The following is a 24,665-nucleotide window of genomic DNA, read 5'->3' as shown; positions in this document are numbered from 1 at the left end:
GCTAGTAACATGGATAAAAGAAAACCAACCATTCAGAATATTGAAGTGAGTGACCACACCGCGGAGCTTTCGCTGCGTGTGGATGCTGACATCTTAGATTTCCAAGGTCATTTCAGTCACTTTCCTCTTTTACCCGGCGTCACTCAAATTGACTGGGCGTTGTTCTGCGCCGTTCAATATTTGAACACTCCCAAGGTATTTAAAGGAATGGAAGTCATCAAATTTCAAGAGCCGATTCTGCCAAACGCCGACGTTTGTCTCTCACTCTCTTGGGACAATGAGCGCGAGAAATTGACCTTTAAGTACACATCGAAAAACGGTGAAACCTTGGTGACTCACTCTTCAGGCAAAATGAAACTGGGTGAGTCACGTGAGTGATTACCGTCCCTGCTTTTTAATTCCTTGCTACAACCACGGCAGCACAATTGCAGACGTGGTTGCGTCGTTATCCTCTTTCGATTTGCCAGTGCTTGTCGTGGACGACGGCAGCAATGAAGACACCAAACAAGCGCTTTCAGCGTTGAGTGAGCAAGGGCTGATAAAACTGATTAGTTTGAGCGAAAACCAAGGTAAAGGTGGCGCGGTGATGGCTGGCCTACATCAAGCTCACCAACTTGGTTTTACGCACGCCATTCAAATCGACGCAGATGGTCAACACGACCTAGAAGCACTACCAAAATTGCTCAGCGCCAGCGAAACAAAACCAGATAACCTGATTTCTGGCCAACCGATATACGACGCGAGCGTACCTAAAGCCCGTCTGTATGGTCGCTACGCTACGCACATTTGGGTGTGGATAGAAACCTTGTCACTGTCTATCAAAGACAGCATGTGCGGTTTTCGCGCCTACCCAGTGGCGAAAACGGTCGCCGTGTTGAACAAGTACAACATCGGCAAACGCATGGATTTTGATATCGAGATTCTGGTGCGAATGTACTGGGAAGGCGTCGATATTGATTTTGTTCCAACGCGCGTGATCTACCCTGAAGGTGGCATTTCCCACTTCGACGCATTGTGGGATAACGTCAAGATAAGCTGGATGCACACTCGCCTATTTTTTGGCATGTTGCCGCGTATACCCTCGCTACTCGCCAGAAAGCGCCGTCACACAGACGACAGCAATGCCCACTGGTCGAAACGAAAAGAACAAGGCACGATTTTAGGCATCAAAACCTTGCTCGCGGTTTACCGCTTGTTCGGTAGAAAAGCGTTCGACCTGATTTTAAAGCTAGTCATGCGCTACTACCACTTCACGGGTAAATCTGCCCGTGAAGCGTCTGAGGTTTACCTGAACAACTTACAGCACTACGCAGCGCAGCAGAACATCGCACTGCCAAAGCAGTTGGACAGCTATCATCATCTGCTTTCCTTTGGGCGAACCATGCTCGACAAACTGGCTGCCTGGCAAGGTGACTTTAACGTCGATAACCTAACCATTCACGGCCAGCATCATTTCGAAGAGATGGCGCAGAAAAAACAAGGCGTGCTCATTTTAGGCTCGCACCTTGGCAATATCGAACTCTGCCGCGCGCTTGGTCGTCGACACTCTCATGTCAAAATCAACGCCTTGGTATTTACCCAACACGCTGAACAATTTAATGCGGTAATGAAGGCGGTAAACCCAAACTCGGAACTGAATTTGATTCAAGTCAGCTCAATGGGACCAGACACCGCGATTCTGCTTCAACAAAAAATCGAGCAAGGCGAATGGGTGGTGATCGTTGGCGATCGCACTTCTACCAGCAAAGAAAATCGTGTCGTTTGGGCAGATTTTCTTGGTAAACCAGCGCCATTTCCGCAAGGCCCATTCATGCTGGCCTCGGTATTAAAAGCGCCGGTTTATCTACTCTTCGGCCTACGCGACGATGAAGCAAACACTCCGCATTTTAATGTGTACTTTGAACACTTTAGTGACCAAATCACGCTACCGCGCAAGGAACGTCAGCAGGCACTAGAACACGTTGTTCAACAGTACGCACAAAGATTAGAACACCACACACTGCAAGCGCCGTTACAGTGGTACAACTTTTTTAACTTCTGGACTTTAAGTAATCAGCCACATGACAAACAACAATAATCACAACATCACTTTTGGTGCCCAATCTTTAACCATCGAAGATGTCGTTGCCATTGCTCAAGGTGCAAAGGCACACATGAACACCTCGCCAGAATTTACCGCGAAAATTGATCGTGGCGTGGCGTTTCTGGAACGATTACTGAAGGAAGAAGGCGTTATTTACGGCGTGACCACGGGTTACGGCGATTCATGCACTGTGGCGATTCCACCTGCTCTTGTGGATGAACTTCCGTTGCACCTTACGCGCTTCCATGGCTGTGGCTTAGGTCAAATCCTTTCTCATGAGCAAGCTCGTGCGGTGTTGGCGACACGTTTATGTTCATTGTCGCAAGGCGTATCTGGCGTGTCTCACGGTCTGTTGAACCAAATCGTTACGCTTATCAATCACGATATTGCGCCGCGTATTCCACAAGAAGGCTCTGTGGGCGCAAGTGGCGATTTAACGCCTCTGTCTTACCTAGCAGCGACCTTAATTGGCGAGCGTGAAGTGCTTTACAAAGGCGATGTGCGACCAACACAAGAAGTGTTTGCAGAGCTGGGCATTGAGCCAATTCGCCTAAAACCAAAAGAAGGTTTGGCGTTAATGAACGGTACATCCGTGATGACTGCCCTCGCCTGTCTTGCCTACAAACGCGCAGAATACCTAACGCAGCTGTGCACCAAGATTACCGCGATGGTCTCTGTGGGTATGCAAGGTAATGACTTCCACTTTGATGAAGCGTTGTTTGCGGTAAAACCTCATCCTGGTCAACAGCAAGTTGCGGCTTGGCTGCGTGATGATCTCAATGCTGAGCGTCCGCCACGCAATAGCGACCGACTGCAAGATCGTTACTCGCTACGTTGTGCGCCACACGTCATTGGCATGGTGCAAGACTCACTGCCTTGGCTACGTCAATTGATTGAGAATGAACTAAATAGTGCCAACGACAATCCAATCATCGATGGCGACAATGAGCGCGTTCTGCACGGCGGTCACTTCTACGGTGGTCATATCGCAATGGCGATGGATACGTTGAAAGTGAACATTGCCAACTTAGCTGATTTGCTGGATCGTCAGATGGCGCAATTGATGGATTACAAGTTCAATAACGGCCTGCCATTTAACTTAACCGGTGCAGAAGGCGAGCGTAAACCGATCAACCACGGCTTTAAAGCGGTTCAGATTGGTATCTCAGCTTGGACGGCAGAAGCGTTGAAAAACACCATGCCAGCAAGCGTTTTTTCTCGCTCAACCGAATGTCACAACCAAGACAAAGTGAGCATGGGCACCATCGCGGCTCGTGATTGCTTACGCGTACTTGAGTTAACAGAGCAAGTTGCTGCGGCTTCACTCCTAGCAAGCGTTCAAGCGGTTGAGATTCGTCGCCGTCATAACGAATTGGACGAACACCACATGAGTCAGAGTTTGCGAGTAATTCGTGACGCCGTACTGAGCGAGTTTGAGTTTGTGATTGAAGATCGCCCGTTAGAACAAGATTTGCGTCATTTCATTGAACGCATTCAGCAACGTCATTGGCCACTCTACGTGGAGGTATAATGCAAGAGCAGGTTCTCTACCCATTAGAAGCGGAGGTGACTATGGTCACCTCATTCCAAGATGCTGACCCGATGGGTGTGATTTATCACGGCAACTTCTTTCGATATTTTGAAGAAGCGCGTCGTGTGCTGATGGAGAAGCTCCAATACAGCTATCGCGATATGCAAGACTCTGGGTACATGTGGCCGATCATCGATACGCGCGTTAAATACGTGAAGGCGATTCCGTTTAATCACACCATTCGTATTACCGCGCAACTCACGGAGTGGGAAAACCGCTTACGTGTGGATTACGTGATTTACGACGCCGAAACGAATCAACGTATGTGCAAAGCGCATACAACGCAAGTCGCCGTATCCATTGAAAAGCAAGAGATGTGCTTTGTGTCTCCAGCAGTCTTTTTAGATAAAGTAGAGCAATGGCACAACCATGGGAGCCGGAACTAATGCAAAAGTGGTTACTCTCTTTTTTGTTGATATTTTCTGTTCCAGCACTGGCCACACCGACAGCAAACGTAACGGATTTGGCGTCGCTTCAACAGCAGTTGTCTCAGCATGAAATCGTACGCGGAGATTTTACGCAGCAGCGTCATCTGGAAATGTTTAGTCAACCTTTAACCTCTAAAGGTCAGTTCACACTGAGCAAAACACATGGCTTGTTGTGGCAACAAACAGAACCTTTCGCAGTCAATTTGGTATTGACGGAAAACAAACTTCGTCAGACTTTTGCCGACCAAGCTCCGAAAACGATCTCTGCAGAAGAAAACCCAATGGCGTTCTACTTTAGCCATGTGTTTTTATCCGTGTTCCACGGGGATACTTCTGCACTGCAAGAACAATTCACACTCGATTTTTCAGTTGAGAACAATCATTGGCAGCTCGTTTTAGTGCCCAAACAGTCGCCATTAAATGCGGTGTTTCAATCCATCACTCTTTCCGGTAAAACGCACATTGATCGCCTAACCCTACAAGAGCTGCGCGGCGATAAAACCGAAATCACGTTTACGAACCAGACCTCTCTACCTCAGGAACTCACGGATGCCGAAGACGCTCAATTCCGTTTCTAAACTCAGTCTTGGCACTCACACCTTTGCTCTGGTTTGGCTCAATCTCGTTGTTTTAGCGGGCGCGTTGCTACTCAAACAATGGGTTTGGAGTGCAGAATCTCCGATTGAGACCAACATTTTAAAACTGCTGCCGAAGAACCAACAAAACCCGGTGGCTGAGCAAGCCTTTGAGTCGGTCTCGGCAAGTATGAGCGACAAAGTCATTTTCGTGATCACAGCGCCGGACAAAAATGCCCTTTTTGCAGCGGCCGCTGAATTTGATAAGGGGTTACGCCAAAGTAATCATTTTCGCGATGTGGTAGGAAAAATCTCACCTCAAGAACAGCAAGCTTGGGCGAGTTACTACTTTAAGCACCGCTTCCAATTGCTGACGCCTGAACAACGAGAGCGTTTAAGCCAAAATCCAGAACAGCAAGTGCAGCATGTGATTCAGTCGCTGTACAACCCGTTTTCTGGGGTGACTGGGCAAGAGTTACAAAATGACCCTTTCTTGCTATTTCGTGATTATTTAAGCCAAGTTACCCAGCAATCGTCCTCTTTCCGATTGGATAACGGCTATCTGTCCGTCGAAAAAGGCGATGCTCAATACTTGCTTATTACTGCCGAACTAAAAGACTCGCCTTATAGCCTAACTGGGCAGCTTGCAGTCCCTGATATTCAAGCGCTAGAACAAAGCGTCGCGCAGAAATATGGCGCTGAAGTCGCACATACTGGCGTTCTATTTTACGCCGACTTTGGTACGCAAAGTGCAAAATCGGAGATCAGCACCATCGGTGTATTCTCTCTACTCGGTATCATTGCATTGTTCTTGCTGGTCTTTCGGAGTGTGATGCCGCTGTCTCTGGCACTGCTTTCCATCACCATTGGTTTGCTCGTTGCGTTGTCAGTGACAACGTGGATTTTTGGAAAAGTCCATCTGTTCAGTTTAGTGTTTGGCGCAAGTTTAATCGGCGTGTCTATCGACTACGCATTCCACTACCTAACCGAACGTCTTGCGGCGGGAAATGAATGGGATAGCGAGCAAGGATTAAAGCATATTTTCATAGCTATCACACTTGGCTTAATCACCAGCTTGATCGGCTATTTGGGCATGTTAGTGGCACCGTTTCCTGGTTTGCAGCAGCTTGCTCTGTTTTCATCCATTGGTCTGATTGCCGCTTACGTCACCGTGGTGGCTTGGTATCCGATACTGGCTCGTAACCCATCGCGATCCATTTCGACATTACCGGGACAATCACTGTTGGCGAAATGGTTAACGCTTTGGAATCAACCTCGAATTAAAGTCGGATTGCCGATGTTATGTGTGGTTGCGAGTGGCTTTTTCTTGCTGCAATTGAACTACGATGACGACATTCGTCTACTGCAAACGATGCCGAACGATCTCAAGCAGCAAGAAACCTTGATTACGACGCTTAGTGGCATGCAATCTTCGCAGCAAATGTTGGTCGTTACCGCCGACGATGACGAAAACCTAATGAAAAAGCTGGAGTCTTTGACGCCAACATTAGAAGCGTGGAAAGCGGACAGCACCATCGAAAGCTACCAAAGTCTGAGCCGCTACTTGAGCTCGGTGGAGCGTCAGCAACAAGACTATCAATTGATTCGCGATCTTTACGCGACACAATCCAGCCCACTAGCTTCCGGACTGAGCTTAAGTAAAAAGCCTAAAATGGACGCCGACTTTATCCCTGTCACGGTTGATCAGTACTTGCAAAACCCAGTATCAGCGCCTGTGCGTTTTCTCCATTTGGGTAAGATCAAAGGAAAATCTGCAACGGTAGTGGTGTTAAACCAATTGCAAGACTCCGCCGTTGTTAAGGCATTTGCCAAATCGCAGTCTGATGTTGTTTATCTAAACAAAGCTGAGGAAATATCCGCCCTATTTGGTGAATACCGAATCAAAATCATGGAACTATTGGCAGCCGCCAGTGCTGTGATCTTTCTGGTATTAATCAAGCGGTACGGTCTGCAACACAGTTGGCGAGTTTTACTGCCATCATTGATTGCTTGCGCCTGCGGTCTGGCAACGGCAGTCGCGATGGGAACAACATTAAACCTATTCAACTTGCTTGGCTTGGTGCTCATTCTTGGTATCGGGATCGATTACACTCTGTTCTTTGCCGAGAAAGCCCGCAGCGTGAGCACACTATTGGCGATCACCCTTTCGGCAATAACCACTGTGCTGTCATTTGGGTTGCTATCACTCAGCCAAACTCACGCGATTCACAGTTTCGGCATTACGGTGTTAAGTGGTATTTTTGTTGCTTGGCTGCTCTCTCCGATTGCGATTAAAACAGAGGAAACGACGTCATGATTTTTAACCATGCTTTTCGCTGCGCGACGTTAATCGTACTGAGTCTGTTTTTAAGTGCATGCAGCTTGGTCCCTCACCAATCGACGCCTCTGGTCGACATTGCCGAGCACACCCAAGTTAGCTTGCCCACTCCCGCAAGCTTGGGCTATCAGTTGTCTGCCAGTCAGTTAATTACGGCTTCTTGGGCAATAGATGGTAAAACCACATCTGAGCAACTTCCGGTACAACTGCAAGTGACCAACAACGAAGTGGTGTTGGCAGGCTTTTCATCCTGGGGGACAAGAGTACTCTCACTGTCTTACGATGGAGAACAAATTCAAACCGAAGTGCTCAACGGTTTACAAGGTTCGCTACCGCAGCCAGAACAGGTATTATTTAACCTGATGATCACGCTCTGGCCGAGTTCCGCTTGGGAAGGATCGTTAAATGAGGTAAGGTGGCGAATTATTGATAAAAATAATTCTCGCGCCATCTTTGATAGCGACGGTGAAAAGATCATTGAGATTCAATACAGCTCTTCTAACAAGTTAGAGGGTAAGATTGATTTTCATCACCTCAAACATCAGTTTTCAATTTCTATTCAAACACTGCAACATCAGATTAATTAAGAACAATTTAGAATAACAATATGCCTATTCGCTCTTCTCAACCTTTGTATATTCAGGCCTGTGGCTTTCACTCTGCCATGGGACAAGATGATGCGCTCATCCACCAGTGTTTATCGGGAGCGAAGCCATCCAACATGGTGGTTGACCGAGATATTTTAAATTCAGGCCGCCAAACAGTAATCGGTCGAATCGCACAGACGTTACCGCAATTACCACCCGCACTCAGCCAGTTTGATACGAGAAACAACCGCCTCGCACTTTCGGCTTTGCAGCAAATCGAAGGCGACGTGCGTGACGCCATTGCTAAATATGGTCGTGACCGTATCGCAGTCGTGATCGGCACCAGCACATCTGGCATTTCAGATGGCGAAATCGCATTTGGTGAAAAGCTGGCAAAGGGTAATTTTCCTGCCGACTACCATTACACCAAACAAGAGCTTGGCAACTGCAGCGATTTTATTGCCGCCTACTTTGATTTGAGCGGCCCACATTACTCAGTTTCAACCGCCTGTTCTTCTAGTGGCCGTGTCTTTTTAACCGCGCAACGCCTGATTCGCTCTGGCATTGTTGATGCAGTTATTGTGGGTGGTGTGGATACCATTTGTCGCCTCACACTAAACGGCTTTAACGGTTTAGAAGCTCTATCCGATACCCTTTGTAAGCCGTTTGACCAACATCGCAACGGCATCAATATCGGTGAAACCGCAGCATTAATGTTGCTAAGCAAAACACCTGCGCCCGTTGCTCTTCTCGGAGCTGGCGACAGCTCAGACGCACACCATATTTCCGCACCACATCCAGAAGGGTTAGGCGCAGAAGAAGCGATGAAAAAAGCGTTGGCCAATGCAGGACTTACAGCGCAAGACATTGGTTACATCAACGCGCATGGCACAGCAACGCCGTTAAACGATGCGATGGAAAGCAAAGCCATTCATCGCTGCTTTGGTGACTCCGTTCCCGTAAGCTCGACAAAGCCACTTACCGGACACACATTAGGCGCAGCAAGTGCAACGGAAGCCGCGATCGCTTGGCATATTCTCAAGTACAACCTTGATTTGCCAATACAACACTGCGAAACCAAAGCAGACGATATCCATATATCGTTAGTTGAGACGCCAACCAAACTGGGTAACAAAGCGATTCTCAGCAACTCTTTTGCTTTTGGTGGCAATAATATTAGTCTTATTTTTGGTTACGCTCATGACTAAACTTCCTCCCATCGAACAACTTTTGCCACACGACAAACCAATGATCTTGGTCGATCGTGCTTTGGATGTTCAACAAGATACGATTCACTGCCAGGTTGATATCGCAGAACACAACCCGTTCTTCGACTCGGCCTCTCAAACTGTGCCAGCTTACGTTGGCATTGAGTTTATGGCGCAATCTGTCGCGGCGTGGTCTGGTTACCACGCATTAATGAAGGAACAAGCGCCACCGATTGGCTTTTTGCTTGGTAGCCGTCGATACACGTCTGAATGCGATACGTTTTCTCGCGGACAGGTGCTCGATGTGTATGCTGAAAAAGTTATGGAAGATAACGGTATGGCGGTTTTTTCAGCCCGTATTGAGCTACAAGGAACTGTTGTAGCGACTTGCCAATTGAACGTTTACGTTCCATCAGAAGAAAAATTACAAGAAATGAAAATCAGGAGTCAACAATGACCCGACAAGTCCTCGTTACAGGTGCCAGCAAAGGCATCGGTAAAGCCATTGCCGTTCAATTAGCCAAAGATGGTTTCCAAGTCATTATCCATTACATGGGCGATCAACAAGGCGCGCAAGACACCCTAAACACCATCGAACAGCATGGTGGTAGCGGTCGTCTTATCCAATTCGACATCAGTGACCGTGCAGATTGTCGTGAGAAGCTAGAAGCCGATATCGCCGAACACGGCGCTTACTATGGCGTCGTAAACAACGCTGGCATCACAAAAGATACCGCTTTCCCTGCGATGACCGAAGAAGAATGGGATGGTGTGATTCATACCAACTTAGATAGCTTCTACAACGTTCTTCACCCTTGTGTTATGCCAATGGTGCAAAAGCGCAAAGGCGGCCGAATTGTTACCCTTGCATCAGTCTCTGGCCTAATGGGGAATCGTGGTCAAACTAACTACAGCGCAGCGAAAGCGGGCGTAATTGGTGCAACAAAATCACTCGCGCTTGAACTGGCAAAACGCAAAATCACCGTCAACTGCGTTGCTCCAGGGCTTATCGACACAGGCATGGTAGACGAACACGTGAAAGAACACGCGATGCCGCAAATTCCTTTGCGCCGCATGGGAGAGCCAGAAGAAGTTGCTGGTTTAGTCAGTTACCTTATGTCTGACATCGCAGGCTATGTAACTCGCCAAGTCATTTCGGTAAACGGAGGCCTAGTATGAGCCGTCGAGTTGTTGTAACCGGAATGTCAGGCGTGACTGCGTTTGGTAACGATTGGCAATCTGTCGAGCCAAAACTGCGTGACTGCCAGAACGCGACGCAATACATGCCTTCTTACGAACAGTATGATGGTTTGAACACCAAGCTCGCGGCACCCATTTTAGATTTTGAACTGCCAAAGCACTACAAGCGCAAGCAAGTACGCGGCATGGGGCGTGTTTCCAAATTGGCGACCGTCGCAACAGAAAACGCACTAAGCCAAGCAGGTTTGATTGGTAACGACGTGCTAACCAACGGTCAAACGGGTATCGCATACGGCTCATCAACAGGCAGTACCGACGCAATCGGTGCATTTGGTGTCATGCTAAATGAGAAAACCACTAAAGCGATCACCGCAACGACTTACGTGCAGATGATGCCGCATACTACGGCAGTGAACGTTGGTCTATTTTTCGGTTTGAAAGGCCGAGTGATCCCAACCAGCAGTGCATGTACTTCTGGCAGCCAAGCAATCGGCTATGCCTACGAAGCGATCAAACACGGCTACCAAACGGTGATGGTTGCTGGTGGCGCTGAAGAATTGTGCCCAACGGAATCTGCTGTCTTCGATACCCTTTTTGCCACCAGTCTAAAGAATGAAGACCCGAAAAGCACACCAAGACCTTATGACTCCGATCGCGATGGTTTGGTGATTGGTGAAGGTGCGGGAACACTGGTTCTGGAAGAGTACGAACACGCCGTCGCTCGTGGCGCGAAAATCTATGCAGAAATCATCGGTTTTGCCAGCAACTGCGATGCCGCACACGTCACTCAACCACAGATGGAAACCATGCAAATCTGTATGGAAATGGCTTTGCAAAACGCGGGCATTCCTTCTGAGAAGATCGACTATGTATCTGCTCACGGCACTGCCACCGACCGCGGCGATATTGCGGAAAGCAACGCAACAGCGAATGCTCTGGGCAAAGTGCCAATCAGTTCACTCAAGAGCTACTTTGGCCACACACTAGGCGCCTGTGGCGCGATTGAAGCGTGGCTAGGTTTAGAAATGATGCACACAGGTTGGTTTAACCCAACGCTCAACCTAGAAAACCTCGACGAGCAATGTGGTGATTTAGACTACATCGCCGGACGAGGTCGAGAGCTGGACGTGAAATATTTGATGAGTAACAACTTCGCCTTTGGCGGCATCAACACCTCCATCATCTTTAAAAAGATGTAATGCCCTTAGTAAATGCAAAAGCGCTGGTTAACCAGCGCTTTTTTGTTGGTTGCCTATCAGGTTCATATATCACGCTGTAACGGCAAACAAGACATTACCATTCCGCGATACAAAGGCGACTTTTAACACCACGAATTTGTAATCCCATCGCTTCAAAGACATGCTCAAAATCTTGACAAGATGCAGGCACATTAGGTAGCGACAATGAAGCCTCGGTAAAAAACGTCCGACTCAAATTATCCGTCTCTCCCCAAGCTAACTGCCACCAATCCAAAATTCGCGGCTTGGATGCGTTTAATCGATAGCTAGCAGGAATACGATCACGCTTGTTTAGGTTTTCAACCTTAGATGTTGGTAGTAAGTTCCACTTATCATTGTTGGGCCAATAAGCAAATGGCAAACAGTGATCAACGTGATACTCATTTCGTAATTTGCTTCCACTCCATACACTGACAATGTCGCAATGGCTGAGCTTCAACTGTTCAATTCTCTTTCGCACGACTCGCGTATCATGGTCTTTATCAATCCAGACCAAACAATCATGATACGTTTGCAGTGGAATACCCCGCTCTTGATTAGACCGAAATCGTTGCATTTCCATAATCCATTGGTTGACCACCAGCGGCTCAATCCAAGAGTTATACAATCGAAAACAATCCCAAAGGCTTTCATCCAACACAAACAGCCCATAACCTTCGAGGAACTCGCTATCCACAACAATTGAACGTTTTGGCTTCTTAGCTGAACGAATCATTTCAAAGTAAGGGTTTGATTTATCACCTTGATAGGTAAAAGTGACGGGACCATCTTTTATGGTTTTTAAGCTGTCTTTTATCGCTTTATCAAGCGCCACTGCATCTTCACCAAAAAATGTCGTGCCTATAGCAAGATCATCAGGACTTAAATGGGAAAGTCTGCCCCAGCCATCGGGCTTTATAAAACCTAGCCCTTTAGACGAGTTCGAGCTTTGCTGGATGTTCTCTTTATCGATTAAACGCTTAAATTGACGAATCCAATATAAGCCAACTAATCCTAATGGGATTGCAACTTTACCTTCGCTGCGATCAACCACTGCACCAGAATGAGCGTCTGCAATACGTAGTAAAGTACGTAGTAGTGCGAGCTTATAGGTAGCCGATTTGGAATCATTGACGATAATGTGGCGAACCTTATTCAGATCACCGGAACCATCATCAGGCAAAGACATCACTACAGTTTGCCAAGATACACCCGTTCGCTTTAACTGATCGTCATCGAGAGATACGTTTCTCACCATTAAAGCGCTATTCTTTGCAAACTTTTCGAGCTCTTCAACCGATACGGGATAAGCTTTACGACCGTCAGAAAAGTCACCGTGACGAAGGCTAATCACCAATCGACCATTAGGCGCTAACAAATTTGCAAGTTTGCGAAATGCACGTTCACGGTGCGTAGGCGCAAGATGCATCCATACCGCACTGACAAGAATTAAATCGAAGCGAAAGCCAAGATTAATGGTTTTCTCAAGCTTAGGTAATGCATCTTCAAGCCAAGTAACGGAATCGCCACAGTAAGACTTACCAAGCCTTAGAAGTGCTTGAGCAGGCTCAATCGCAACAACTTCACACCCATGCTCAGCCATCCATTTAGCGTCTCGACCAGAGCCCGCGCCAACATCTAACACACGATCTCCAGCCTGGGGCCAGAAGACTCTCCAACTCGCGTGGACATCCTCAAACTGGATCGATGTGTATTGCTTCGCGAAAGAGTCGGCGTATCGGTCATAAAAGTTAGAAGTGGCAGGCATAAAGGTTAACGAAAGGTAATTAATATGCGTCCATATTAATTGCTAGAAATTGCAATGGCTAGAATGCCATTCAAAAGTTGTAGATAGAGTGGCAATTACAGCCAAAAACCTAAAAACGACAAAGCCCCGACAACTCAAAGAGTTATCGGGGCTTTTGAATAAATGGCACGCCCTATTGGATTCGAACCAATGACCACATCCTTAGAAGTGATGTTGTTACAGAGTCGCATTTAATTACTCAAGATTACATAAGTAATAAAAATCAATAACTTACAAAACTAAATCTCAAGTACCATATCATTTACGATTACATTTAACTACACTAAACCACCACCTTACTTGACTAACAACTTGACTAGTTTTAATGTTAGTCAAGTTACTCTTGTTTTGTATGAAGGTGCGCATGTTAACCGTTAAAGAAGTTAAAGGACTAAGACCAAGAAAGTCTCCTTACTACACTTGGGACAAATCAGGTGAGAGAGGCAAAGGTCGTCTCGGAGTTCAAGTCATGCCCTCGGGTTCAATCAACTTTAAGTTCCGCTACTTCAAAGACTCAAAAGCTCAATTTATATCTCTTGGGAAATTTCCAGGTATGACCCTTTCCCATGCCCGTGATCTGTGCAAAGAATACAGTGACCTATTATCTCAAGGAATCGACCCAAAAGCCGAGCTAAAGTACCGAGCTGAAGAAAAAGCTCGAGAAGAGCGTGAAGCAAACGAACTTGGTAGCTTTGAGCAATTAATCACACTCCATGCTGAACACAAGAGAATTGAAGGAAAGCGAACTTATCAAGATGAAATGAAAAAAATTGTAGATAACGTATTTCCTTACTTAGATATCAAACGTAAGGCGAAGGATTTTAAAGCTGAAGATTTTATCTACATATTAGCGGTTCCGATTGAAGCTGGGTATGCCGCTAAAAGCAACAAAATACGTTCTATCCTTCATGCCGCTTTCAACTTTGGTCGCTTCTATGACAGTGATCCTGCTTACAAAAACCGTAATACAAAATTTGGTATTTCAGGAAATCCTATCGCAGACATACCTAAGCAGACGTGGGCAGAAAAAGCGGGGACACATTTCTTAAGCTGGGAAGAAGTCGAACGACTACTCTGGGATATGGATCATCGATATGAAGACCTCGATTTAGCTTATCAAACTCGCCAAGTAATAAAACTTTGCTTCTATCTTGGAGGGCAGCGACCATACGAAATCGTAACGCTTGAGTGGCGTGATATTAACTTCAAAGATAAGTACCTAACTGTTCAACAAGGCAACTTTAAAACTAACATTCCCCACGTGATTCCCTTGACCACAACAGCGATCAAAATCCTTCAAGAGTTAAAGGATAATGCAACCCAAGATAGTCCATACGTCTTTTATAAGAAAACGGAACATCTTGAGCACATGCCCACAAACACAATTGCTCAAGCGCTCTTAACTTATAAATCCCGAACAAAAGAGATTAGACCTTTCATCGGCAGAGACTTTAGAAGAACAGTAAAAACTCTCGGTGCGACAATAAAGCTGTCAAAAGAAATTCGAGATCGCATACAAGGTCACGCATTCTCTGATGTTTCCTCAAAACACTACGATATGTATGAATACCTAGATGAAAAAAGAGCTGCCTTGGAAGCTTGGGAAAAGGCATTGAATGAACGTCTAGGCATGCTCAAGTGCGCAAATGACATATAACTTTCCAACTATCTAGCTCTTTATACACATTGGACTAATCATCCAATGTGATCTTTATTAAGTGCCAGCTCATAGTAAACACGGTTTTGACCCCTTTCAATTCAGGATGTTTTTCCATCAAACTTTGCGGAAAGTCGTTGGACCTACATTTTCTAATCAGTGTGGTGTCTATTGTTCTGGGTTCCTGCCAGTTTGTCTGTCTAGTGAAGCTTTCTCGCCATTAGTTAAATTGACGAAATCAGGATCTTTGTTTATTTTAATATGAACACTGACCGATTCACTCACGCTACGTGAACACTAGTATTAATAGTCAAGGTAACCAAACAGGTAGAAGACTAGGGGCAGCTCCCATTACTAGTTGATGAGATCTCAATAGAGCCATTGTGAATCCTAATTGAAGTTATCCTATAAGGGAGGCTTCGCTGGCTGTCTTGTGCTAAAAAGACACTCAGCATGTAATTAGGATATTACTATGCCTGTAAGAACACTCCACACTTCTTCTGAAGCTAAAAAACACTACAAAAGCATCTCTTACGAAACCCTATTGGCAAGCTGGCTATTGCAAGATGGTTGGGAAGTATTTATGCCCATGATCGATCATGGCATGAAGACCGATGTGCTTATTTCTGACGGGAACAAATTCTACCGAATTCAAGTAAAGTCAGTAGAATGCTTTGATGAAAACACCGTTGTTACTGACCAATGGCAGAATGCACAGATTGATTACGTAATATATTTCTCAAGATGTTCAAATTGGGGATACATTGCGCCGCCTTTTAGGGGAAAGAGGAAGGTTAATCACCCCAAGCAAGCTTGGTTATCACAAATGGGAGCGCGGACTCTGTGACTCGAAAATGCCCCTTTATGAGTTTGCGCAATAAATCGCAGTTAAATTTAGCTAGAATCTCACCTTACATTTGCTTATGTCGGATCACGGAGCAGTAGTCCTCACTTTCTTCCAAACATAAGCAGAAACGGCTTTCTTTACAAGTAATTTGCGTCTGCATATTCATGCAATATCACCGAGAGATATTGAACTAGAAACTGTACAAATTACTCCCTCCCGAAAGAACGTGCTCGACCTGATCTTTCATTAGTAGGTAATTTTCTTCTACCGAACGGCCATATTTTTCTGATGTATCGACCTCTACAATTGGAATATCAAACCACTTAAAAACTTTGTGATATGCTGATTCAACACTATTATTTTGCGTAACTGCATCGCCGTACCACTGAACTGTGCCACCTCTGGTCTCTATTCTGTTGTTTATTGTTTCAATATCAGCTTTAACAAAAATTATCACTTCTGGAAGAAGTATTTTTTTATTAATTTTAAGTGTGTCAAAAATATTTTTTACAATATCTTCCCCAAGCATAATTGTTTGGTAAGCCAAAGTTGAAAATACATATCTGTCTAATATGATATCTTCATCTTTTAATACTTTCGAAACCTCGTTACTCTTCAATAAGTTATTTAACAAAAAAAATAGAAATGCACTCTCTTTTGACTCATAGGAGTCAATGACCTTTCTTAGATTATGAGCTTCAGGGACTACCGCATTATGAACGATAGTATTCATTTCTTTCGCATATAGAGAGCTTAATGTTGTTTTTCCACATGCATCTAACCCTTCAAAAACGATAAATTTATTCATTTGTTCCTCATCTAATGTTTTGTGATTATTTATAGCTCCTATAATAAGGAACCTAGTTTTATTTATTTTATTTTTGTTAATAGATTTTATGATATTTCTACAATGTCTATATTGGTTTCTTTATATCTTGAAGCAAACGTAATTGGATTAAACTCTATTTGAGAAAGAGCTTTTTCCACACCGCATGAATTAATGCATTCGCTGTATTTATACCCAGATTTATTGGCAGTATTTTGGTAAAAGCAACCCTCTGGACTAATCATTAAGTATGATTCTGTCATAGTAGAATTAGACTCAGAATACATAGGTAACCCTAATCCACTATGTCTATGAACAAAATTATCGAACTGTTCTTTGGAAATTAGTAGTTCATTATCACCATAAGGCATGACCTGTAATACTTTCCATTTGTATGGATTTAGACTAGAAATTAAATTAGAGAAATCCTCTTCCCAATTAAGACTGTTAATTACAGTATTAATCTTTGTTTTGATTCCTGTTTGTGACTGTGTGAGGCTCGCTAGAGCATATGTTAAATCATTAACACCAAGAGAGTTTCCTTTTCGATCGTTTCTTCCTATTTTCATACGTGTACTTAAGTACTGACTGTCAAAGCTGATTCCAATCATGTCTAAAGTATCTTTCGGCAACGGTGATTTTCCATGAATTAGGTAATGTCCATTAGTTATGGTTGAGGTTTTAAATCCTTTTTGTTTTGCAAGAACCAAAGCGGTAACGAACGTATTTCCTAACATCATTGGTTCCCCTCCTGCAAAGTTAAGACGAACACTTTCGTACCCCAGCTTTTCTTTTAAGACTGGAGTGCCTTTGATGAAGTAGTCTGCTAGCTTATCCAATAAGTTAGCGATTGCCTGTTCTGAACGATGGAGTTCTTTGGGGCGTCCCCATTTTGCAAAACAGTATTTACAACTGTAATTGCAGACTTCTGTCATGTGCCAATTGATTACCAGTTCTTTTGTTTTTCTAGATTGTGCTGTTGTCATGCTTTTTATTCTCAGGTATTCAGATGGCTTCAGTATGATAAAATCGGCTCTGTAGAAAAATGAAAAGCAAAATCCCCCCCCCTCAATTTTCTTTTTCTAGCGGGAAACGAAACAATAAAAGGACATTCAGTGGCTACTTTTCCAACCTTCGAATCGGTACTTCTTCAGATTGCTAAAGCGCTTGGCGCTAATGGACAGATGACTTCAAAATCGAAAAGCAAGTTTAGATATGTCGAGATGACGATGGATAATTTATCTAATACTTGGGAAAGTATTTTGTGTGATATAGCGGATGCTTTAGGGCTTGATGAAAGAGCGAAAAAAGATCTGATCTCCAATGTTGCAGACGATTACTTGATGCATAAGAACATCGAGCTTAATGTTTATTCTTCAAAGGCGTCACAAAGAAAAATCGTTTGGCATTATTTAGCCAGGGTTATCATACCAGCTCTAGCGAGACATACGGTATTTTGGCAAATTGAATCAAAAATGGATGAAGGTATGCCTGGCGGGCGGTTTTGGTATCTTCCAGCCGTAGATTCTCCGATTGAACCTACGCAACTTCTTCTCCCTGTACCGCAAGTCTTGAATTGGCTTATCGACTTAATCCAAAACACCAAAACATCTATTGCTAATAATTTAAACAACGATCTAGATAGTGTGGATAAATACGAAAAAGTATTAAGGAACCTTTACAATTGGCAAAAATCCAAGAGTACTCCTGAAATATCAAGTATCGAGAAAACGTTTTCGGACGAAGTGAATATACAGTTTGGTGGCTGTTTTGAGCCTGATGAAAAGTCTTCGCAATTTGAACAGGCTCTAGATTTTATTGAAAAAAAAGGTTTGTCTTATGATGACTTACAGCATGAAATAGATATTTCTTGTGAAGACTTAAAGCGAATATTAAGGAGTGAATGCCCAGCAGCGGAGCAGCAAGATTTTGTACAGAAACTAAAAGTACGATATCAGGCACCAAGCTCTGAAGTGATACGTATGAGGTTGCTGATAGCCAGAGCTATTCAAGAGGGGTATGAGCAATTAGTTAAGTATTTAACACCTGGAGTCGATAAGCTATGTTTTGACTTAAATGAAAATAAAACACTCCAATTAGTTGAACTTTACAACTACGTATATAATATGACTTTTAAAGCCCATATTCAAAAGGGAAGTTTAGGAGACCATGCGGAAAATAAGTATTTTGAAGAGCAATTTCCTTCTTTTTATAGGTATGATTTATTGCGACTTTTTACCTCAGACAATGAACACGATATCCCATGGAGTACTTTAGATAGAATTAATTGTATTTTTAGCCGTTCTGGAGAAGAGGATATATTAGATAATGTCTTTCCTACGTCTCAAGATGAATTTGAAAAAATGTGTAAACTTATAAAAGAAGAAGGTGATTATTCAAACAATCACCTTATGCGTAGAGATGTTTTAATAGATAAGCTAAAACAAAACAAAGCTCCATTTAAACAATTACAGAATATTGATGATTTTGAGCTAGTATATGGGGCTAGAATCGTTCAGATGAATCAATATTCAAATCCTAATATAGGTGAAATGATTGTTGAAAGGTTAAAATCTCTAGAAGCCACGCCTACAGAGTCGATGAGGCGAATATTATTTGAACTAGAAACTCATCTACTCCTTAAGAAGTTTGGTTCAAAAACCGAAGAAAAGGTATCTGCTTTACTAGATGAGGCGAAAAACTGTGATGATTTTGAATTTTCAAAAGCAAATATACTACGTTATGAAGCACTTCATTATATTGCACAGAATAAGCTTAAAGAAGCAGAAAAAAATCTTAATTTGGCTATCGATGAATGTAAGAAATACAGCTTTGGAAAGTTTAGAGGATTGTTAGCTAGAGATGCATTCGCATTGGCTATAGCAAACCAAAAACTCATTCCTAATAATCACGAAAAGTACTTTAGAGACATGTACTACTGGGGCGGACTGAAAGGAGAATCTAATATTTATGACGTTTCTCGTGAGTTACATGAGTATTTTTGGGACAAGTTGTATCAATGCTATCCTAACTATCAACCGCTTTTTTCTTCTTGTTCTAGCGATATGGAAAAGTTTAGTCGTGATTTCGCAGAGTGTATAAAAAATGGATATTCTATTGAGCTAGTACTTAAAAAACACAAAGCTTTAAAAAAGAAACAACTGAAATATCCACAAGCAGATAGCATCATTTTGCTAATGATGAAGATGAGCTATGAAATGCGTACTAAATTAAATTATTATAAACAGATGGTACAAGTCGATATTGCTAATGAAATTAGTAATGTATTTAGTGCGATGGTTACAGGCATCAGGAAAATCATCGAATTATGGCCAGAAATCGTTAATATTACAGACTTTAAGTATCAGACGCCTTTGATGTTTGCTGCAAACAACAAAGATTATCAAACGGTAAAAGCATTGTTGAAGGCTAACGCAGATCCGAATCTTCAAGATTTCACGGGTAGAACAGCCCTTCATGCAGCAGCAGCTAGTCGATGTTTAAAATCAGCTTATCTCATACTAGAGCATGGTTGTGATGCAACGTTAATTAACGAAGAAGGTGCAACAGCGTTACATACGGCTACTCGCATGGGCGATCTGCCTATAATTGAACTATTAATTGAAAAGAGACCTGAGCTACTAAAGATTGAAGATTCAAAAGGAATAATACCTGAGCAATTGGCCAGAGAAATTGCCAATAATCCGCTAGCTTACGACGTTCTGAAGAACTTTCTCTTGTCTGAAGGCCGTAGTATTGCCAGACACGAGACTTATAAGAAAATCTTAGAGGTTTTTTAACGGTAGATTTAGTTATAAGTTTCGATTTGAGTTGAAATTTATTTCAGGGTACAAGTATTTATAAGGATGGTTTGCATATTATGCTGAAAAAGTGCATAACATGAATCTAACACAACTGGTTGAAGATGGAAGTTTTTGTTCATTTTCTTGAATCTCTGTAACAGTGATAAGCAGTGCCTGATTATGCTTTTGGATACTAAAAGTTATTAATAGGGTGAAAGTTAGTCCGTCGACGTAAATTAAAAATGTCCATCTTCGAGCTAATTGGTGTAGCTAGCTCAGAGCTGCCACAAAGTTAGATAACGCGCAATTGAACGTAATTTCAATCATCGCAGTTTGTATTACCTTTCCTAATGTATAGAACTCTAACTACTGTGGCCAAAATTGCTAAGCCGCTAAAGGTAAGATTCGATGCAATTAAAAATAGTGATTGCTATTGCAACAACTCTAAGCTTGTTTGCTACAATTTTAGCCTTGTGCATCGACAAGGAGGGGCCTGTACGTTAATTAACGTTGTAGGATTTGCTATTCATCTTTCCTGGCTTAAGAGGACCAGATCCCTTTGGGTTGCAAATAAAGAGCACATCATTACCAATCATTTTTTCAATGGGCTCGTGTTGGTGACCAGCTATCCAAACTTTAGCCCTATTAATAATGTCATCACTTAAATTGGCATGATAGAAAGGGGCGTATCGGCTATTAGCGTCTGACTCTCTAGCAAATGAAGCTTTGTTGGGTAGGTGGTGAGACACAACGATATCTACCTTTTCAGGCATATTATCGATGAAGGCATGGTGCATTTCATCGACCAATCTATTGTTCAAGAAATTCATATCGTTCATTAGTAGTTCGTAATTGTATTGCTCTTCTTTATTCAAAGAGAGTAGCGGAAACCACAATGTCCCACCGTAGATCTTGGTGCCATCAATCTCGACCATTTCGTTATCCAAGAAGTATAGGTTTGGCGTTTCGTCTGCATGTTTTTTTAAGCGAGGGATCGGTGAATGCTTTATGGCAGAAGCGTATGGTATGTTTGTCACTGACTCTTTGCATTTGTTTGAATACCACTCGTGATTACCACTGATTAAAACAACATTTTTAAAGTGTGTACAAAGGATACGCTTAATATAAGAGACTCCGTGTAGTGCATTAGACACGTCACCCGCAATAATAAGGGTGGCATCTTTGTCGAAGTCAATCCATGTATCACGTCTGATGTTATTGATATCTAGGTGTAGGTCGCTTACTGGAATGAACTTCATGTGTACCTCGCTATAAACCTTACTGATTACAGCGATTGATAATACACAATAATCATTGGTTGTCGTTTAACTGTTGCCAAAACTATTAAGCCCGATTGTAAAACAGCTTATTTCATACATTATCTCTACCCAAAAACTTGCTAGGACTCGACTGTACCTAGAGGGGAAAGCTAACTGAAACCTGACTGTGTTGTGATTATCGACGATAAATGAAGCTGTTCTTTGCATCCTCTTAAATCGTTCAGTAACAAGCGTCATCTACTCGACATCAACGTACCAGATTGACTTCGCCTAGCACGAAGCTCCCCCTTTACGTACGACAACTAGGAAGAAATTCTTCTCAGTTGCTTTTCAACTCACTAGTTTTCCTTAGTAATTGCTCCCCCCACTCACCGCTTTGCCCCGAGGTAAGATGCCACCCTTTCCCATAGCTCTGCCTGGTTTACATAATCACACTTCTGTTCGAGACTTCGGGCTATTCTATCTCTAGCTAGGTTACCCAAGTTGACTATGCCTACTACCAGATTTCTGTTCGTCAAAGCTATGTTTTGCCATTTGCTTCCTTCAGATTCCACCTCACGATGGACACCCTTGCATAGGCTAACGTTTCCTGCTCGACAAGGCACGTAGAGGACTTTCGCCTCCTAGGTTGACACCATGCTCGGCGCACTAGAAAACTACAGAGCAAAACTCTGTAGTCTAGATAACTCTGCGCCAATAGAATAAATAGATAGGTGTAACTGTTAAAATCAAACTGAGCTGGTGGGAAATAGGCGCTCAAGGGCTTCTAGTAAGATCAATACCAATTTAAATCGTCGGAAGAACAGTGGCTATGATAAAGAGGTATACATCACATCAAAGCGTATCGTAGCGGCTTTCTTTCACAGAAACGCACCCACTGATTTCTAACGTATCGATATTTTGGTTTAGCGTTTCAATAAGTAGAAACAAGACTTGTTCGAACTTTTCGCTGGGTAGTTTATTGCGAAATAGCTCAGTGGTGGCAACATCACTAAACTGCTTTTTGAATAAAAAAATTCGTCGGCGGAGGTGTTTGTTTAAGTGTAGGGCTTCTGGGGTTAATCCGAGCTGGTCTACCGTGCTTATCTGCTGATTTAGCTTGAGCAAATCCAACTGAAACTCCAGTAATGTAACTTGTTCTTCTAGTTTCAGGGAATTCTGTTTTTGCCTTTCAAGTAAGTCATAGAGATGGTTTACCTGTGATGTAAGACGTGGTCTGTGTAACGTGGTCAAGTTCATTCCGTCAACCTTAAAGCCCCAAAAATGGGGCGTTGTTAACAACATTAGCGGATTAGAGGTGCGAATCGATTGAGTCCTTTTTTTGCAAGATAGAAATCAACGTATTGCCAGAAGGTAAATGTATCAAGAGGCAACTGATCATCGTCTTCAATACCGAGCACCGATGCATCTCCCGTAGCCTCAAACTCATCGATTTGCTCATCAGAAGCCTTGTGATAGCAGTTCTGAGCCAGTTCATTAATAATGTCTGTTTCGCTATAACCATTAAATTTGGCTACTTCATTTGCCGTAACATCCATTCCGCAAGTTAGACCTAGAGGATGAGGTTCTGGGTTCGAGAGGAGAGCATCCAATAGAGATTGATCTACAAACGTTCCAGCATCATGCCAGAGGTGGATGTCCCTGATAGTAAAAATCAGCCAGTAGCATGAGTTTATTGCTACTTCCCAACCAAGTAAGTTAAGCTCTCGCACGATTTGTTTTCTATCTTGATCAGATAATGGCATTCCTAAAATCTGTTGCACGACGGTCTCCTGCAATTTAAATTTAGGGTCAACCTGTTCTCTTGCTGCGTCCTTATAATCAGGCGAATTACAATAGGTAACTAGAACAAGCTTGGCTACTTGTTTCATCGTCAGCGAATCTTGAGGTGTGTATCTTCGATTAATCGCCATGAGAATTCCTCTTATTGGTTTTGCTGGTTTTGCTGATATCAAAACACCTCATCCAATATCTAGGGAGATGTTTAATAACTCATCGGGGGATAATTTGGGGCAGTTATACCAATAGCCCCAAAAATAGTCTCACCATTTTGACGACAATTCAGGTCACTCGGCCTCGAATTCTAAGTAACCAAGTTGTGCAAGAAGATCTTCAGTCACATCAGTTGGTTGGCTAGCGCCTTGCGCCCGAATCCAAATGCGAATGGTGTCTCCCAAGCTTTTGCGACTGTCACTTTTATCTGATGCGAATTCTTGGTGGAGATCAAATGGCGCTAATGCGTGATTCAAACAACCAAGAATATCTGCTTTTGAGTTGAGTCTGCCTTCTTGGTGATAATGCTCTGTAAAAGCTCGCACAATCGAGGTTTCTACCAACGCAGACGGAAACCAATCGACTGCATATTTATAAGAAATTATCCAATTGGGGCCATTCACCCAACTAATTGACCGATCACTGGAAGAAAATGCCCCCTCCGAAGCCATCGCTAGTTTGTCGGTTAATCCAGCCATGCATGAACTAACGATTAGTCCTTTAATTTTTTTTCCATGCTCACGGATAAGCTCGGTAGTTTTGTTGATGGTAGCATCGGCAATACGCTTGCCATCTCCATGCCCACCGATATACAGAATCTGTATATCCTCACGAGTATCAACGAGATGTTCTAGCGCTTTCTCAAGCGATTTGTTGTCGTAATAATTACAGTTGTAGATATTCAGTTGTGGCTTGTCAGTGCTATCGTTAACCAGCTTTTTCACTCCTTCAAAGAACGGAATGCAACTGGCTTGGTCATGGTTAGTTTTAAAGGAAAACCAAGGGGCCTCGGCAACTAAAAGTGCGACGTTTTTACTCATTTTTTCTCGTTGTATTTGGTAGATCAAAATGTATCTGACTAATTGCATGCAAATTTATCTATATAACATTTTTAAAACTATGTATATATTTTTATCAAAGCTTCTGGATGGGAGATCTGACTCCATCGTTTAGAACAATTGACTGACTAACGAGGCAGAACAGTGTTCACTCTTGATAGAAGATGCACAAAGCAAAGCTTTGTAGGGGATAACTATGTATATGTACATGGCATTGATAATAAGATCTGATTAAACTGGCGGAGAATAGGCACTCAAATAATCCCAAAAAGCAGTGAGGAATTATAAGGTCTATCAATAACACTGTTCTCTTAAACTTATATCTAAAATCGCCATTAATTTTTTGTTTTTTGTTTTTTGTTTTTTGTTTTTTTAATATGAAAAAAA

Annotated in this window: 21 protein-coding genes and 1 tRNA gene; 14 read left to right on the top strand and 8 right to left on the bottom strand. The window is 43.1% G+C overall.

The window, feature by feature from the left end:
• Positions 1–9: 9 nt before the first annotated feature.
• From R7040_RS15820 to R7040_RS15770, 11 genes are read left to right on the top strand one after another with little or no spacing between them, the layout of a single operon-like run.
• Entirely contained in the window at positions 10–378 is a 369-nt protein-coding gene (locus tag R7040_RS15820) for a 3-hydroxyacyl-ACP dehydratase (RefSeq protein ID WP_132936503.1), read from the top strand.
• Complete coding sequence (locus tag R7040_RS15815; protein ID WP_165935336.1) at positions 371–2,077, top strand: glycosyltransferase family 2 protein; 1,707 nt, start codon at positions 371–373, stop codon at positions 2,075–2,077. The genes R7040_RS15820 and R7040_RS15815 overlap by 8 nt, the downstream gene beginning before the upstream one ends.
• Positions 2,061–3,614: an HAL/PAL/TAL family ammonia-lyase gene (gene hutH, locus R7040_RS15810; RefSeq protein ID WP_064376293.1), complete on the top strand. Its 1,554-nt coding sequence runs from the start codon at positions 2,061–2,063 to the stop codon at positions 3,612–3,614. Before R7040_RS15815 ends, hutH begins: the two co-directional genes overlap by 17 nt.
• Positions 3,614–4,060: an acyl-CoA thioesterase gene (locus tag R7040_RS15805; RefSeq protein ID WP_064376294.1), complete on the top strand. Its 447-nt coding sequence runs from the start codon at positions 3,614–3,616 to the stop codon at positions 4,058–4,060. The genes hutH and R7040_RS15805 overlap by 1 nt, the downstream gene beginning before the upstream one ends.
• The gene (locus tag R7040_RS15800) at positions 4,060–4,680 is read left to right on the top strand and encodes a LolA family protein (RefSeq protein ID WP_064376295.1); all 621 of its coding nucleotides are present in this window, start codon (positions 4,060–4,062) and stop codon (positions 4,678–4,680) included. The genes R7040_RS15805 and R7040_RS15800 overlap by 1 nt, the downstream gene beginning before the upstream one ends.
• Positions 4,652–6,994 carry an MMPL family transporter gene (locus R7040_RS15795; RefSeq protein WP_064376296.1) on the top strand — a complete coding sequence of 781 codons (2,343 nt, stop codon included), beginning with the start codon at positions 4,652–4,654 and terminating at the stop codon, positions 6,992–6,994. The genes R7040_RS15800 and R7040_RS15795 overlap by 29 nt, the downstream gene beginning before the upstream one ends.
• Positions 6,991–7,602: a DUF3261 domain-containing protein gene (locus R7040_RS15790; protein WP_054578010.1), complete on the top strand. Its 612-nt coding sequence runs from the start codon at positions 6,991–6,993 to the stop codon at positions 7,600–7,602. Before R7040_RS15795 ends, R7040_RS15790 begins: the two co-directional genes overlap by 4 nt.
• A 20-nt stretch (positions 7,603–7,622) precedes the next feature.
• A complete protein-coding gene (locus R7040_RS15785) occupies positions 7,623–8,810 on the top strand; it encodes a beta-ketoacyl-[acyl-carrier-protein] synthase family protein (protein WP_054578011.1) in 1,188 nt (395 codons plus the stop codon).
• Positions 8,803–9,267 carry a hotdog family protein gene (locus R7040_RS15780; protein ID WP_017634799.1) on the top strand — a complete coding sequence of 155 codons (465 nt, stop codon included), beginning with the start codon at positions 8,803–8,805 and terminating at the stop codon, positions 9,265–9,267. The genes R7040_RS15785 and R7040_RS15780 overlap by 8 nt, the downstream gene beginning before the upstream one ends.
• Positions 9,264–9,989, top strand: a complete 726-nt coding sequence (fabG, locus tag R7040_RS15775; protein WP_182016613.1) for a 3-oxoacyl-ACP reductase FabG — start codon at positions 9,264–9,266, stop codon at positions 9,987–9,989. Before R7040_RS15780 ends, fabG begins: the two co-directional genes overlap by 4 nt.
• On the top strand, positions 9,986–11,209 hold the full coding sequence (locus R7040_RS15770) for a beta-ketoacyl-ACP synthase (protein WP_182016615.1): 1,224 nt from the start codon (positions 9,986–9,988) through the stop codon (positions 11,207–11,209). The genes fabG and R7040_RS15770 overlap by 4 nt, the downstream gene beginning before the upstream one ends.
• 94 nt (positions 11,210–11,303) lie before the next feature.
• Here the strand turns inward: R7040_RS15770 and R7040_RS15765 are convergent, their stop codons facing one another.
• Positions 11,304–12,995: a class I SAM-dependent methyltransferase gene (locus R7040_RS15765; protein WP_182016617.1), complete on the bottom strand. Its 1,692-nt coding sequence runs from the start codon at positions 12,993–12,995 to the stop codon at positions 11,304–11,306.
• A 163-nt stretch (positions 12,996–13,158) separates the two neighbouring features.
• Positions 13,159–13,223: transfer RNA gene (locus R7040_RS15760), tRNA-Ser, on the bottom strand.
• Positions 13,224–13,398: 175 nt separating this feature from the next.
• Here R7040_RS15760 and R7040_RS15755 point away from each other — a divergent pair.
• Positions 13,399–14,691 (top strand): tyrosine-type recombinase/integrase, encoded by a 1,293-nt coding sequence (locus R7040_RS15755; protein WP_213967338.1) that lies wholly within the window; start codon positions 13,399–13,401, stop codon positions 14,689–14,691.
• A gap of 472 nt (positions 14,692–15,163) precedes the next feature.
• The gene (locus R7040_RS15750) at positions 15,164–15,538 is read left to right on the top strand and encodes a hypothetical protein (RefSeq protein ID WP_250155558.1); all 375 of its coding nucleotides are present in this window, start codon (positions 15,164–15,166) and stop codon (positions 15,536–15,538) included.
• 190 nt (positions 15,539–15,728) lie between these two features.
• On the opposite strand, the gene R7040_RS15745 is transcribed toward R7040_RS15750, so the two are convergent.
• Complete coding sequence (locus R7040_RS15745; protein ID WP_317410218.1) at positions 15,729–16,346, bottom strand: deoxynucleoside kinase; 618 nt, start codon at positions 16,344–16,346, stop codon at positions 15,729–15,731.
• 86 nt (positions 16,347–16,432) lie between these two features.
• Positions 16,433–17,350 carry a viperin family antiviral radical SAM protein gene (locus R7040_RS15740; protein ID WP_273992128.1) on the bottom strand — a complete coding sequence of 306 codons (918 nt, stop codon included), beginning with the start codon at positions 17,348–17,350 and terminating at the stop codon, positions 16,433–16,435.
• Positions 17,351–17,479: 129 nt separating this feature from the next.
• On the opposite strand from R7040_RS15740, the gene R7040_RS15735 reads away from it, so the two are divergent.
• Entirely contained in the window at positions 17,480–20,164 is a 2,685-nt protein-coding gene (locus tag R7040_RS15735; RefSeq protein WP_318096906.1) for an ankyrin repeat domain-containing protein, read from the top strand.
• A 503-nt stretch (positions 20,165–20,667) separates the two neighbouring features.
• Here the strand turns inward: R7040_RS15735 and R7040_RS15730 are convergent.
• From R7040_RS15730 to R7040_RS15715, 4 genes are all read right to left on the bottom strand, one after another.
• On the bottom strand, positions 20,668–21,426 hold the full coding sequence (locus tag R7040_RS15730; protein ID WP_053809108.1) for a metallophosphoesterase: 759 nt from the start codon (positions 21,424–21,426) through the stop codon (positions 20,668–20,670).
• Positions 21,427–22,281: 855 nt separating this feature from the next.
• A complete protein-coding gene (locus tag R7040_RS15725; protein ID WP_130193433.1) occupies positions 22,282–22,686 on the bottom strand; it encodes a hypothetical protein in 405 nt (134 codons plus the stop codon).
• 44 nt (positions 22,687–22,730) lie between these two features.
• Positions 22,731–23,360 carry a hypothetical protein gene (locus tag R7040_RS15720; RefSeq protein WP_045589061.1) on the bottom strand — a complete coding sequence of 210 codons (630 nt, stop codon included), beginning with the start codon at positions 23,358–23,360 and terminating at the stop codon, positions 22,731–22,733.
• Between the two features lie 153 nt (positions 23,361–23,513).
• Complete coding sequence (locus R7040_RS15715) at positions 23,514–24,260, bottom strand: hypothetical protein (RefSeq protein WP_143145995.1); 747 nt, start codon at positions 24,258–24,260, stop codon at positions 23,514–23,516.
• Positions 24,261–24,665 lie beyond the last annotated feature (405 nt).

The organism is Vibrio sp. 1069 (assembly GCF_033340555.1).
This window is presented reverse-complemented; position numbering and strand designations above follow the sequence as displayed.

Coding starts and splice junctions, on each gene's coding strand:
- R7040_RS15820 (WP_132936503.1), top strand. CDS start 10: ATGGATAAAAGAAAACCAACCATTCAGAATATTGAAGTGAGTGACCAC.
- hutH (WP_064376293.1), top strand. CDS start 2,061: ATGACAAACAACAATAATCACAACATCACTTTTGGTGCCCAATCTTTA.
- R7040_RS15805 (WP_064376294.1), top strand. CDS start 3,614: ATGCAAGAGCAGGTTCTCTACCCATTAGAAGCGGAGGTGACTATGGTC.
- R7040_RS15800 (WP_064376295.1), top strand. CDS start 4,060: ATGCAAAAGTGGTTACTCTCTTTTTTGTTGATATTTTCTGTTCCAGCA.
- R7040_RS15795 (WP_064376296.1), top strand. CDS start 4,652: ATGCCGAAGACGCTCAATTCCGTTTCTAAACTCAGTCTTGGCACTCAC.
- R7040_RS15790 (WP_054578010.1), top strand. CDS start 6,991: ATGATTTTTAACCATGCTTTTCGCTGCGCGACGTTAATCGTACTGAGT.
- R7040_RS15785 (WP_054578011.1), top strand. CDS start 7,623: ATGCCTATTCGCTCTTCTCAACCTTTGTATATTCAGGCCTGTGGCTTT.
- R7040_RS15780 (WP_017634799.1), top strand. CDS start 8,803: ATGACTAAACTTCCTCCCATCGAACAACTTTTGCCACACGACAAACCA.
- fabG (WP_182016613.1), top strand. CDS start 9,264: ATGACCCGACAAGTCCTCGTTACAGGTGCCAGCAAAGGCATCGGTAAA.
- R7040_RS15770 (WP_182016615.1), top strand. CDS start 9,986: ATGAGCCGTCGAGTTGTTGTAACCGGAATGTCAGGCGTGACTGCGTTT.
- R7040_RS15765 (WP_182016617.1), bottom strand. CDS start 12,995: ATGCCTGCCACTTCTAACTTTTATGACCGATACGCCGACTCTTTCGCG.
- R7040_RS15755 (WP_213967338.1), top strand. CDS start 13,399: ATGTTAACCGTTAAAGAAGTTAAAGGACTAAGACCAAGAAAGTCTCCT.
- R7040_RS15750 (WP_250155558.1), top strand. CDS start 15,164: ATGCCTGTAAGAACACTCCACACTTCTTCTGAAGCTAAAAAACACTAC.
- R7040_RS15745 (WP_317410218.1), bottom strand. CDS start 16,346: ATGAATAAATTTATCGTTTTTGAAGGGTTAGATGCATGTGGAAAAACA.
- R7040_RS15740 (WP_273992128.1), bottom strand. CDS start 17,350: ATGACAACAGCACAATCTAGAAAAACAAAAGAACTGGTAATCAATTGG.
- R7040_RS15730 (WP_053809108.1), bottom strand. CDS start 21,426: ATGAAGTTCATTCCAGTAAGCGACCTACACCTAGATATCAATAACATC.
- R7040_RS15725 (WP_130193433.1), bottom strand. CDS start 22,686: ATGAACTTGACCACGTTACACAGACCACGTCTTACATCACAGGTAAAC.
- R7040_RS15720 (WP_045589061.1), bottom strand. CDS start 23,360: ATGGCGATTAATCGAAGATACACACCTCAAGATTCGCTGACGATGAAA.
- R7040_RS15715 (WP_143145995.1), bottom strand. CDS start 24,260: ATGAGTAAAAACGTCGCACTTTTAGTTGCCGAGGCCCCTTGGTTTTCC.